The sequence below is a fragment of the Acinetobacter lwoffii genome, assembly GCF_024129115.1.
Lineage (GTDB): Bacteria > Pseudomonadota > Gammaproteobacteria > Pseudomonadales > Moraxellaceae > Acinetobacter > Acinetobacter lwoffii_T.
Genome location: NZ_JAMXXO010000007.1, coordinates 22269 through 34302, shown reverse-complemented (window position 1 = coordinate 34302; position 12034 = coordinate 22269). Strand labels below are relative to the sequence as shown.

Below are 12034 nucleotides of genomic sequence, written 5' to 3'. Positions count from 1 at the left end.
TTAATTTTGTGTTTGGTGTATTTGAAGGCCAATACATACATTCTTTGTTAACAAATAGGCCTGCCAGGAGTTATCCCCGCATGAGTGCTATTACTCCATACGAATGGGCAATTATTGCCTTCGTGATCGGCGTTACATTTTTATGCGTCTTTATGCTGACTGTCCCATTACTCCTCGGGGGTAAATCATGGGGCCGTGCCAAGCAGGAGCAGTTTGAGTCAGGTGTAGTTAGCGCAGGTGGAGCTCGTATCCGCTTGTCTGCAAAGTTCTATTTAGTTGCAATTTTCTTCGTAGTGTTTGATTTAGAAGCACTTTATCTATATGCATGGGCGGTTTCTGTTCGTGAAGTAGGTTGGATTGGTTTTGCAACTGCAGCTATCTTTATCATAGTTTTACTTGTTGGTTTGATTTACGAATTATCGACAGGCGCACTCAATTGGGCACCTTCAGACAGACGTAAGGCAGCAGGAATTAAAGCTAAGATTGGTTCGCCAAATATGGATCTTGCAGAAATTACGCGCTTCAACTCGGTTGAAGAATTGGTGATGGATCCAACGGGTCAAATCCCGGCTCAATCATCTGGTTTTGTGAAAAAGTCACAAACTCAATTATCTGATAAGGAGTAAGACGGGATGAAATATACATTAACCCGTGCGAATCCGAATGCTGACCAATATCCACTTCAGGAACGTATTGTTGTAGAAGATCCGTTGCTAGAAGAGGAAGTGAATAAAAATGTATTCATGACTCGCTTAGAGGATGTGGTACATACAGCAGTCAACTGGGGTCGTAAAAACTCAGTTTGGCCATTTAACTTTGGTACATCTTGCTGCTACGTGGAATATGCAACGACCTTGACCGGCGTGCATGACTTGTCACGTTTTGGTGCCGAGGTTATCCGCGCTTCACCGCGTCAGGCGGACTTAATGATTGTGGCGGGTACATGCTTTGTGAAAATGGCGCCGGTAATTCAGCGTCTGTATGAACAGATGCTTGAACCGAAATGGGTCATTTCAATGGGTGCATGTGCCAACTCAGGTGGTATGTACGATATTTATTCAGTCGTACAAGGTGTGGATAAAATCATCCCGGTCGATGTGTATATTCCAGGTTGCCCACCACGTCCTGAAGCTTTGATTCAGGCATTGATGCTGTTGCAAGACCAGATTCAACTAGAGCGTCGTCCGCTTTCTGCGGTGATCGGTGATGATCTTAAGCCAGTGTATAAGCCAAAGATGATGCCGGAACGTGACCGTAAGAAAGACCAGCGTGTTGCTGTGAAGAACTTACGCTCTATGGATGAAATTAAATAATTTAAACGACAGGTTGTTTTGTTGTGCACCCGCTATGGGTGTAATTGTCGTTTAGGTTGACTGAATTTGTATTAAATAGGAAGCCAAGCCAATGGCTGAAACTGACATTGCTATGCCAGAATCAACGCCTGTTGATTCACGCCCAGCATTTGCCATTATTGAAGAACTCAAAACCAAATTTGGTGAGAACTTCTTTGTGCAAACGACTTTCGAGGATTTCCCGACAGTCTGGGTTGAGCGCGCACGTGTACAAGAAGTTTTAATGTTCTTGCGTACAGTGTCACGTCCTTACGTGATGTTGTTCGACTTGTCAGCGGTAGATGAGCGTCTGCGTACGCACCGCGACGGTTTACCTGCGTCTGACTTCACAGTGTTCTATCACTTGTTGTCGCTCGAGCGTAATACTGACATTCGTATTAAAGTTGCCTTAGCAGAAAGCGATTTGAATCTTCCAACGGCAACCAATATTTGGCCAAATGCCAACTGGTACGAACGCGAAGCTTACGATATGTTCGGGATCAATTTCGAAGGGCATCCAATGCTCCGTCGTATCTTGTTGCCAACCTATTGGGAAGGTCATCCGCTACGTAAAGAATATTCTGCACGTGCGACTGAATATACGCCGTATTTGCAAGATAAAGCCAAACAGGACTACGAGCAGGAACATCTTCGTTTCGTCCCTGAAGATTGGGGTATGAAGCGCGGCAATGCCGATGAAGACTTCATGTTCCTGAACTTGGGTCCGAACCATCCATCTGCGCACGGTGCTTTCCGTGTGATCTTGCAGCTGGACGGTGAAGAAGTGAAAGACTGTGTGCCTGATATCGGTTATCACCACCGCGGTGTGGAAAAGATGGCTGAACGTCAAACCTGGCATTCATTCATTCCGTATACAGACCGTGTCGACTACCTCGGTGGTTGTGCGCAAAACATGCCTTACGTGCTTGGCGTAGAGCAAATGGCGGGTATTACTGTACCTGACCGTGCGCAATGTATCCGCGTGATGATGTCTGAACTGTTCCGTATCAATAACCACTTGCTGTTCATTGGTACTGCGATTCAGGATGCCGGCGGTATGACGCCAGTCTTCTATATGTTCGCTGACCGTCAGAAAATCTATGACGCGATTGAAGCGATCACTGGTTACCGTATGCATCCGGCATGGTTCCGTATCGGTGGTACCGCACATGACCTTCCAAATAACTGGCAGCACCTGATCCGTGAAATCCTGGATTGGATGCCGAAACGTTTGAAGGAATACCATACTGCAGCGCTAAAAAACTCGGTGTTTGTGGGTCGTACCCGTAATGTTGCGCAATACGATGCAAAATCTGCATTGGCTTGGGGTGTAACAGGTACAGGTCTGCGTGCTACAGGTATTGACTTTGACGTACGTAAATACCGCCCATATAGCGGTTATGAAAATTACGACTTCGAAGTGCCAGTGGAGTACGAAGGCGATGCCTATGCACGTGTCATCGTTCACTACCGTGAAATTGAAGAATCACTGAAAATTATCAAACAATGTTTAGATAATATGCCGTCTGGTGCGTATAAAGCAGACCATCCACTGGCTGTTCCACCACCAAAAGACAAGACATTACAAGATATTGAAACCTTGATTACGCACTTCCTGAGTGTATCTTGGGGTCCTGTAATGCCGGCGGGTGAAGCATCTGTGATGGCGGAAGTGGTGAAAGGCGCGTCGAACTACTACTTGACTTCAGACAAGTCAACCATGAGTTACCGTACCCGTATTCGTACACCAACCTTCACGCATTTACAGCAAATGCCTTCTGTGATTAACGGCAGCTTAATGTCTGACTTAATCATTTATTTAGCGACCATTGACGTCGTAATGGCTGACGTGGATCGCTAAGGGGTAAACGCATTATGATGATTTTGACTGATAAAAAGCCACGTGTGAATGTTGAAGGGATTTTGACTGCGGACGAAATTCACGATATCAAACATCACATGGGGCACTACCCATACCCACGTGCAGCGTGTCTAGATGCGCTGAAGTGTGTACAACGCCGTAATGGCTGGGTAGATGATGCGCAAATGAATGCCATCGCACAAATGCTGAGCATGAGCGTTGCGGACCTTGAAGGTGTGGCAACGTTCTATAACCGTATTTACCGTCAGCCGGTCGGTCGTCACGTAATTTTGTTATGTGATTCGATTGCGTGTTTCTTGATGGGTGCGGAAACTTTGGCAGAAGCATTCCAGCGCGAATTAGGAATCCAATTTGGTCAAACGACTGCAGATGGTCGTTTCACTTTGCTGCCAATTTGCTGTCTGGGCAACTGTGACAAAGGTCCAACCTTAATGATTGATGAAGACACGCACGGTCTGGTTGAAGTGACTTCGGTGAAACAGCTGTTGGAGAAGTATGTATGAATACTGAACCAAAACCAATTTATGGCGACGGTAACCCGGAAACGCATCCATTAACATGGCGTTTAAGCAAGCAGGCCAACGTACGTAATGCAGATGATTACGAAGCGCTGGAAGGTTATGCAGGCTTTAAAAAAGCACTGACCATGTCGCCTAAAGATGTATTGGAAGTGGTTAAGGCAGCGACTGTAAAAGGTCGTGGTGGTGCAGGCTTCCCGGCAGGCATTAAATGGTCACTTATGGCGCCAAATGACAACTCGGGTCCACGTTACCTGATTTGTAATGCCGATGAGATGGAACCAGGTACCTTTAAAGACCGTTTGCTGATGGAAGATCTTCCTCATCAATTGATCGAAGGGATGCTGATTGCGGGTTATACGCTTGAAGCAACACACGGTTATATCTTTATCCGCGGCGAGTACATCGAAGCTGCTCAGTACTTAAATGAAGCACTTGAGCAAGTTCGTGCCAAAGGTTACTTAGGGGATAATATCCTTGGTACAGGCTGGAACTTCGAGTTACACGTGCATACCGGTGCGGGTCGTTATATCTGCGGTGAAGAAACTGCATTGATTAACTCGCTAGAAGGTCGCCGTGCCAACCCGCGTACTAAGCCACCATTCCCGCAAGTTGCAGGTGCTTGGGGTCGTCCTACGATTGTCAACAACGTAGAGACCTACAACAACTTACCAGCCATCATGCTGCGTGGTCCTGAATGGTATATCAACTTGTCTGCGGGTAAGTCGAAAGATCCAGGTACCAAAATTTATGGTGCTTCAGGTAAGGTGAAATTCCCGGGTCTATGGGAGCTTCCATTTGGTACGACAGCACGTGAAGTGATTGAAGAACATGCTGGTGGTATGCGCGACGGTTTGAAACTGAAAGCATGGTTACCGGGCGGTGCATCAACTGACTTCCTGGCTGCCGAGCATATTGATCTTCCTATGGATGCGGAAAGCATCATGAAGGCAGGTTCGCGTTTAGGAACTTGCTTATTGATGGTGGTAGATGAAACCCAATGTATGGTTTCAGCGACACGTAACCTAGAAGAATTCTTTGCACGCGAATCATGTGGTTTCTGTACGCCTTGCCGTGATGGCTTACCTTGGGCTGTGAAAGCGCTGAAAGCACTGGAAGATGGCACAGGTAAGAAAGAAGATATCGATCACTTACAAGAACTGACTCGTAAGCTTTGGATTGGTAAAACTTTCTGTGCCCACGCACCGGGTGCAATGGAGCCGCTTATGGGCGCACTCAAATATTTCCGTGGCGAATTTGAAGCGAAGGTTGTGAATGCCGCCGCTCAAACCAGCAACGTAGAACAAGCTTAAGGAATTCGACTATGGCTACAATTCATGTCGATGGCAAATCGTATGAAGTCAACGGCTCGGAAAACTTGCTACAAGCATGTTTGAGTCTTGGCATTGATATCCCATACTTTTGTTGGCATCCATCCTTAGGTTCTGTCGGCTCTTGCCGTCAATGTGCCGTGACCCAGTACGCGAATCCAGAAGATACGCGTGGCCGTTTGGTCATGTCATGTATGACGCCTGCATCTGACAATACCTACATCTCGATTGAAGACAAAGAAGCCAAAGATTTCCGTGCTTCGATTGTTGAATTCTTGATGACCAACCACCCGCACGACTGTCCAGTCTGTGAAGAAGGTGGTCACTGTCATTTACAAGATATGACTGTAATGACGCAGCATGACCGTCGTCGCTACCGTTTCACCAAACGTACCCATTACAACCAGGAGCTTGGCTCATTCATTTCCCACGAAATGAACCGTTGTATCGCGTGTTACCGTTGTGTGCGTTATTACAAAGACTACGCAGGTGGTACGGACTTCGGCGTGTATGCCAACGCATCACGTGTATACTTCGGTCGTCCGGAATCAGGCACTTTAGAGTCTGAATTCTCGGGTAACCTGACTGAAGTCTGTCCAACAGGTGTATTCACCGACAAAACTCATTCGGCTCGCTACAACCGTAAATGGGACATGCAGTATGCGCCAAGCGTATGCCAAGGCTGTTCTTCAGGTTGTAATATCTCTCCGGGTGAACGTTATGGCGAACTTCGCCGCGTAGAAAACCGTTATAACGGTGAAGTCAACCAGTACTTCTTATGCGACAAAGGCCGTTTCGGTACAGGTTATGTGAACCGTGAAGACCGTCCGCGTCAACCACAATTCCGTCAAGGTGCAACTGTTGAAACTGTTTCAGTGGATGCAGCACTAGACACGGTCATTGCAAATATCCAGGGCAAAAAAGTATTGGGTATTGGTTCACCGCGTGCATCACTTGAGTCGAACTTCGCACTTCGTGAGTTGGTGGGTCAAGAGAACTTCTCAACAGGTCTATCTCAAAAAGAGCAAAACCTGGTTGAACTTGCTGCTTCTATCATGCAAACCGAGGGTGTTTACAACCCGAACATGCGTGAAATTGAAAGCTACGATGCTGTGTTAATTTTGGGTGAAGACCTCACACAAACTGCGCCACGTATGGCTTTATCTGTTCGCCAGGCTGCGAAAAATAAAGGCAAAGAGATGGCGGCAGAGCGCCGTACGCAAGAGTGGTTGGCTGAACCGGTACAACGTATTGCACAAGATGCGAAATCTCCGATTTACATCCTGGCTGCGACACAAACCCGTTTGTCTGATGTTGCTGAAGGTGAAGTGGTTGCTTCTCCAAACGACATCGCACGTTTAGGTTTTGCGGTTGCTGCAGCACTTGCTGGTGAAACGATTCTTGGTTTAGATGACGATGCCAAAGCATTTGCACAAACCATTGCGGACACTTTAAAAGCTGCGAAGAAACCACTGATCATCTCAGGTACAAGCTTGCAAGATCCTGCCATTATGGAAGCTGCTGCACAAGTTGCACAGAATCTGGGTAATGCAGGTCTGACTTTGACGGTTCCTGAAGTGAACTCGATGGGTATGGCAATCTTTGGTGGTCAAAGCCTAGAGCAAGCATTTGCACAAGATTACGATACTGTGATTGTGGTTGAAAACGACCTTTACCGTCGTCTTCCTGCTGCACAGGTCGATGCTGCACTTGCAGGTAAAGATGTGATCGTACTGGATCACTCTGAAACTGCAACAGTGAAAAAAGCCGACATCGTACTTTCTGCTGCATCGTTTGCTGAAGGTGATGGTACTGTCGTTTCTCAAGAAGGCCGTGCACAACGTTTCTACCAAGTGTATGACCCAAGCTACTACAATCCTGAATTGGCGATCAAGGAATCTTGGCGCTGGTTACACGCTCTGGAAACAGGCGTAAAAGGCAAAGCGATTTCTTGGACTTTACTGGATGATGTGATCGAGTCAGTGGCGAAAAACGTTCCTGCGCTTGAAGGCATTCTGGATGTTGCACCTGATGCGGGCTTCCGTGTTCATGGCTTGAAAGTGGCACGTGAACCACGTCGTTACTCAGGTCGTACTTCAATGCGTTCGCCATTGTCTGTACATGAGCCGAAACAGCCTACAGATAAAGACTCTGCATTAACATTCTCGATGGAAGGTTATGTCGGAGACCAGACTCCATCTCCACTGGTTCCATTTGCATGGTCTGCAGGCTGGAACTCGCCACAAGCTTGGAACAAGTTCCAGGAAACTGTGGGTGGTTCACTGAAAGGTGGTGATTCAGGCGTTCGTTTATTCGACCGTTTGGCAAAACGTCCGGCACGTACATTCGTTGCACCGGCACCTGTTCTGGTCAATGTTGAAAGCTTCCGTCTAGTACCGATGCACCATATCTTTGGTTCAGGTGAATTCACGGTAAAAACACCAGCGATGGAAACACGTATTCCTGAGGCGGTATTTGCAGTGGGTGAGCAGGATGCAGCGCGCCTGAATGTTCAAGATGGTCAGACAATCACGGTGAAAGCAGGTGAGACGTCAATCGTTCTTCCAGTTCAAGTGATTGAATATTTACCGACAGGTTATATTGGCTACCCAATCGGTCTGGCACCGACGGTATCTCTTGCAGAGCCTGTTTCAGTCGCGGTAGGAGTGTAATTCATGGAACAAGAATTAATCCGTCAAACGCCGTTGTGGGCTGAAAACTGGCCAATTGCCTATTCAGTCATTCAAGCGATTGTGATCTTGCTGGTTGTAGTACTGATCGCTGCGTTGATGTCTTTTATTGAACGTCGTTTACTCGGCTTGTGGCAAGACCGTTATGGTCCGAACCGTGTTGGTCCGGGCGGTATGTTCCAGATTGTTGCCGACATGCTGAAAATCATGTTCAAGGAAGACTGGACACCAAAATTTGCTGACAAATTGACGTTCCGTATGGCGCCAGCAGTTGCGATGGCGACTGCGGTGCTGTCGTTCATGGTTATTCCTGTATCACCTTATTTAGGTGTAGCAGACATGAACATCGGCCTGTTGTTCTTTATGGCAATGGCGGGTATTGCAGTTTATGCAGTCCTGTTCGGTGGCTGGTCATCAAACAACAAATATGCCTTACTGGGCGGTTTACGTTCTGCGGCTCAAACCATTTCGTATGAAGTGTTCCTGGGGATCTCGTTGATGGGTGTGGTGGCAATTGCCGGTTCATTCAACATGCGTGAAATCGTTGAAGCGCAAAAAGATGTCTGGTTTGTGATTCCTCAGTTCCTTGGCTTCCTGATCTTTGTGGTTGCGGGTGTTGCGGTCACGCACCGTCACCCATTTGACCAACCAGAAGCAGAACAGGAATTGGCAGAAGGTTACCATGTTGAATACGGCGGTATGAAGTGGGGGATGTTCTTCGTTGCGGAATACGTCAACGTGGTACTGATCTCTGCATTGATCGTGACTTTATTCTTCGGTGGCTGGCTTGCGCCATTCAACCTTGATATTCCGTTCCTTCCAGCAGCATTCTGGTTCATTATCAAAACAGCATTCTTTGTAATGATGTTTGTACTGGCGCGTGGTTCATTAATGCGTCCACGTTATGACCAGGTGATGAACTTTGGTTGGAAAATTTGCTTGCCATTGGCGTTGGTTAACCTTTTGGTAACTGGTGCTGTGATTCTGATGAATCAGGCCTAAGACAGCAGGGAGAACAAAATGTTTAAATTTCTAGCTGGATTCGGGTCAATCGTTCGTTCGTTGTGGATGGTGTTCAGCCACGCAACACGTAAACGTGACACCATTTTATATCCGGAAGTGCCGGCCGAAGAAATCGTGCCACCACGCTTCCGTGGTCGTATCGTATTGACGCGCGACCCTGATGGCGAAGAACGCTGTGTGGCATGTAACCTGTGTGCGGTTGCCTGTCCGGTAGGCTGTATTTCACTACAAAAAGCAGAACGTGAAGATGGTCGCTGGTATCCGGAATTTTTCCGTATCAACTTCTCGCGTTGTATTTTCTGCGGTATGTGTGAAGAAGCGTGTCCAACCACTGCGATTCAGATGACCCCGGACTTCGAGCTTGGCGAATATGTTCGTCAGGACTTGGTCTATGAAAAAGAACACCTGCTGATTTCTGGTCCTGGTAAATATCCTGACTATAACTTCTATCGTGTAACCGGTATGGCAGTTGCAGGCAAGGACAAAGGTCAAGCACAGCGTGAAAGTGCACCTGTTGATGTACGGAGTCTATTACCATGATGTGGCCATTTTATTTAATGGCCCTCGTGGCCATTGTCTCTACGGTTCGCGTTGTTACTAACGCGAATCCGGTACATGCTTTATTAAGCCTGATCGTGTCATTGCTTGCAGTCGCAGGCATGTTCCTGATCGTCGGTGCGCCATTCGCTGGTGCGCTGGAAGTGATCGTTTATGCGGGCGCGATCATGGTGTTGTTCGTGTTCGTGGTAATGATGCTGAACCTGGGTGAGCAGACCGTTGAACAAGAACGTAAATGGTTGACTTCATCGGCTTGGGCTTATCCGGCGTTGATGAGCTTCCTGATCGGCTTGGTACTGGTATGGGTATTAAACTCTGATTACACACAAGCTTCACTGGTAATGGGTACAGAAATGGTGGGCCCGAAAGCAGTGGGTCAAGCACTCTTTACGCAATACTTGTTGTTGGTTGAAGTTGCCGCGATGTTATTGCTTGCTGCCCTGGTAGCTGCATTCCATTTAGGTAAACGTGAACCAGATGCAGAAGAGGAAAAAGAATAATGGGCAACATCCCTTTAGAGCATGGTTTGATCGTTGCATCTATTCTCTTTGCACTGGGTTTTTACGGTGTAATGGTGCGACGCAACCTACTATTTATTTTAATGAGCCTTGAAATCATGATGAACGCTGCTGCTTTGGCGTTCGTCCTGGCGGGCAGTGCATGGGCACAGCCAGATGGTCAGATCATGTTTATCCTGATCCTGACGCTTGCTGCGGCAGAGGCTTGTATTGGTCTTGCGATCGTCCTTCAGTTCTATCATCGCTTCCATCACCTGGATGTGGATGCTGCTAGTGAGATGCGCGGATGAGTTATTTATATCTAACAATTTTATTTCCGCTCATTGGTTTTGTCCTGTTAGCGGCGGGGCGTAACAAGCTTCCGGAATCTGTTGCAGCAATGATTGGTGTCGGTGCAGTCGGTTTATCTGCACTGTTCGCACTGATTGCGGGTATGGACTTTGTGAATAATGGTTCAACTGCAGTTGTGCAACATCTCTGGACCTGGTTCAGTGTTGGCGGTTTTGCTCCGGGCATCAGCTTGCAGCTGGATGGCTTGTCTTTATTGATGCTGGGCATGGTGACAGGCGTGGGTTTCTTAATTCACATCTTTGCATCATGGTACATGCGCGGTGAAGAAGACTTCGCACGTTTCTTCTCTTACTTCAACCTGTTCGTTGCAAGCATGTTATTGCTGGTATTGGGTGACAACCTGGCGTTGTTATTCCTAGGTTGGGAAGGCGTAGGTCTGTGTTCTTACCTGCTGATCGGTTATTACTACCAGAACCCTGCAAACGGTCTGGCGGCAATCAAGGCATTTACTGTGACCCGTATTGGTGACGTATTCCTGCTGATTGCCATGTTCCTGATCTTCCAGCAATTCGGTACCTTGAACATTCAGTACATCGTCGAAAATGCGGCGACTGTAATGACGCAAAGTTCTTCATTGACCATCTGGACAGCATTGTTATTGTTCTTGGGTGCGGCGGGTAAATCTGCACAGATCCCGTTACAAACATGGTTAGCCGATGCGATGGCAGGTCCAACACCTGTTTCTGCATTGATCCATGCTGCAACGATGGTAACAGCGGGTGTTTACCTGTGCTGCCGTCTATTCGCAGTCTTTGAACTTGCACCAGAAGTGATGGTATTTATTTCGATCACAGGTGCGGTGACCTTGCTTGTGGCTGGTTTTGCTGCACTGGTTCAAACCGACATCAAACGTATTTTGGCTTACTCAACTATGAGTCAGCTCGGTTATATGTTTATGGCGGTGGGTGCTGAAGCATACCAAGCAGGTCTGTTCCATATGCTGACTCACGCATTCTTCAAGGCATTATTGTTCTTGTCATCTGGTGCGGTGATTCTGGCTTACCATCACGAACAAAACATCTTCAAGATGGGCGGTCTGTTCTATAAGAACAAATTCCTGTTTGCATGTTTCGCGATTGGTGGCGGTGCATTGGCAGCGATTCCATTCCTAACGATTGGTTTCTTCTCCAAAGATGCGATTCTTGCTGCAGTCTGGACGCAAAGTCATATTGCTGGTTTACCAGTGTATAACACGCTGTACTGGGTGGGTGTTGCAGGTGCATTCTTAACGTCTATTTATACATTCCGTTTAATCTGGGTTGTATTCTTCGGCAAAGAAAACACGCCTTATCATGAAATCAAAGGTGCAACTTACTGGGCGCCACTGGCGATTCTTGCTGTACTTTCAACAGGTCTGGCGATCGTACTAAAAGCACCGGTAATGAGTATTCTGGATGCTGCACAAATTCCAGCCTTCATTATTCCTGAAGCGCTTGAAGCAGGTGCACATGGTGCTGAATACATCGCAATTGCTGTTGCTTTGACAGGTCTTGCAGTGGGTGTCGTACTGTTCGCTTTTGCTTACAATGCAGTCAAACGTTTTGCAGCCACTTCTGTAGGTGCTGGCCTGGTCAACATCTGCCGTAATGCATTAGGTTTCGATACGCTGTATGACCTCATTTTCGTGAAGCCATATTTAATGTTCGCGAAGATCTTTGGTCGTGATCCAATTGATGGCCTATGGCTGGTACTTCCTGCACTTGTTAAAGGTGGTCACAGCTTTACAAGTTCACGTCAAACCGGTTCACTGCGTGAATATGCATCTAGTATGGGGCTCGGTGTCGTTGTCCTACTGATGATCTTGATCGTGATTCAGGTCGTGGGGAAATAAA

Annotated in this window: 11 protein-coding genes; all 11 read left to right on the top strand. The window is 47.2% G+C overall.

Annotation, left to right across the window (positions count from 1 at the left end):
* Positions 1-80 precede the first annotated feature (80 nt).
* The 11 genes from ndhC (at position 81) to nuoL (ending at position 12033) form a co-directional block, all read left to right on the top strand.
* Positions 81-626, top strand: a complete 546-nt coding sequence (ndhC, locus tag NI470_RS07485; RefSeq protein WP_044111083.1) for an NADH-quinone oxidoreductase subunit A — start codon at positions 81-83, stop codon at positions 624-626.
* Between the two features lie 6 nt (positions 627-632).
* A complete protein-coding gene (locus NI470_RS07480) occupies positions 633-1313 on the top strand; it encodes a NuoB/complex I 20 kDa subunit family protein (protein ID WP_004280778.1) in 681 nt (226 codons plus the stop codon).
* Between the two features lie 91 nt (positions 1314-1404).
* Positions 1405-3192 (top strand): NADH-quinone oxidoreductase subunit C/D, encoded by a 1788-nt coding sequence (gene nuoC / locus NI470_RS07475; protein WP_004732074.1) that lies wholly within the window; start codon positions 1405-1407, stop codon positions 3190-3192.
* A gap of 14 nt (positions 3193-3206) precedes the next feature.
* Positions 3207-3716: an NADH-quinone oxidoreductase subunit NuoE gene (nuoE, locus tag NI470_RS07470; protein WP_195725650.1), complete on the top strand. Its 510-nt coding sequence runs from the start codon at positions 3207-3209 to the stop codon at positions 3714-3716.
* On the top strand, positions 3713-5044 hold the full coding sequence (nuoF, locus tag NI470_RS07465) for an NADH-quinone oxidoreductase subunit NuoF (protein WP_044111081.1): 1332 nt from the start codon (positions 3713-3715) through the stop codon (positions 5042-5044). The genes nuoE and nuoF overlap by 4 nt, the downstream gene beginning before the upstream one ends.
* An 11-nt stretch (positions 5045-5055) precedes the next feature.
* Complete coding sequence (gene nuoG, locus NI470_RS07460; RefSeq protein ID WP_253148104.1) at positions 5056-7734, top strand: NADH-quinone oxidoreductase subunit NuoG; 2679 nt, start codon at positions 5056-5058, stop codon at positions 7732-7734.
* A 3-nt stretch (positions 7735-7737) separates the two neighbouring features.
* Complete coding sequence (nuoH, locus tag NI470_RS07455; RefSeq protein WP_004280772.1) at positions 7738-8754, top strand: NADH-quinone oxidoreductase subunit NuoH; 1017 nt, start codon at positions 7738-7740, stop codon at positions 8752-8754.
* Positions 8755-8772: 18 nt separating this feature from the next.
* The gene (nuoI, locus tag NI470_RS07450) at positions 8773-9315 is read left to right on the top strand and encodes an NADH-quinone oxidoreductase subunit NuoI (RefSeq protein WP_004280771.1); all 543 of its coding nucleotides are present in this window, start codon (positions 8773-8775) and stop codon (positions 9313-9315) included.
* The gene (gene nuoJ / locus NI470_RS07445) at positions 9315-9833 is read left to right on the top strand and encodes an NADH-quinone oxidoreductase subunit J (protein ID WP_171054322.1); all 519 of its coding nucleotides are present in this window, start codon (positions 9315-9317) and stop codon (positions 9831-9833) included. Before nuoI ends, nuoJ begins: the two co-directional genes overlap by 1 nt.
* A complete protein-coding gene (nuoK, locus tag NI470_RS07440) occupies positions 9833-10141 on the top strand; it encodes an NADH-quinone oxidoreductase subunit NuoK (protein ID WP_004280769.1) in 309 nt (102 codons plus the stop codon). The genes nuoJ and nuoK overlap by 1 nt, the downstream gene beginning before the upstream one ends.
* Positions 10138-12033 (top strand): NADH-quinone oxidoreductase subunit L, encoded by a 1896-nt coding sequence (gene nuoL / locus NI470_RS07435; protein WP_253148105.1) that lies wholly within the window; start codon positions 10138-10140, stop codon positions 12031-12033. Before nuoK ends, nuoL begins: the two co-directional genes overlap by 4 nt.
* The last annotated feature ends 1 nt before the right edge of the window (position 12034 follow it).

Bases quoted from the DNA above. Each gene is read 5' to 3' on its own strand.
- ndhC (WP_044111083.1), top strand. From the start codon at position 81: ATGAGTGCTATTACTCCATACGAATGGGCAATTATTGCCTTCGTGATC.
- nuoC (WP_004732074.1), top strand. From the start codon at position 1,405: ATGGCTGAAACTGACATTGCTATGCCAGAATCAACGCCTGTTGATTCA.
- nuoH (WP_004280772.1), top strand. From the start codon at position 7,738: ATGGAACAAGAATTAATCCGTCAAACGCCGTTGTGGGCTGAAAACTGG.
- NI470_RS07480 (WP_004280778.1), top strand. From the start codon at position 633: ATGAAATATACATTAACCCGTGCGAATCCGAATGCTGACCAATATCCA.
- nuoE (WP_195725650.1), top strand. From the start codon at position 3,207: ATGATGATTTTGACTGATAAAAAGCCACGTGTGAATGTTGAAGGGATT.
- nuoI (WP_004280771.1), top strand. From the start codon at position 8,773: ATGTTTAAATTTCTAGCTGGATTCGGGTCAATCGTTCGTTCGTTGTGG.
- nuoG (WP_253148104.1), top strand. From the start codon at position 5,056: ATGGCTACAATTCATGTCGATGGCAAATCGTATGAAGTCAACGGCTCG.
- nuoJ (WP_171054322.1), top strand. From the start codon at position 9,315: ATGTGGCCATTTTATTTAATGGCCCTCGTGGCCATTGTCTCTACGGTT.
- nuoF (WP_044111081.1), top strand. From the start codon at position 3,713: ATGAATACTGAACCAAAACCAATTTATGGCGACGGTAACCCGGAAACG.
- nuoK (WP_004280769.1), top strand. From the start codon at position 9,833: ATGGGCAACATCCCTTTAGAGCATGGTTTGATCGTTGCATCTATTCTC.
- nuoL (WP_253148105.1), top strand. From the start codon at position 10,138: ATGAGTTATTTATATCTAACAATTTTATTTCCGCTCATTGGTTTTGTC.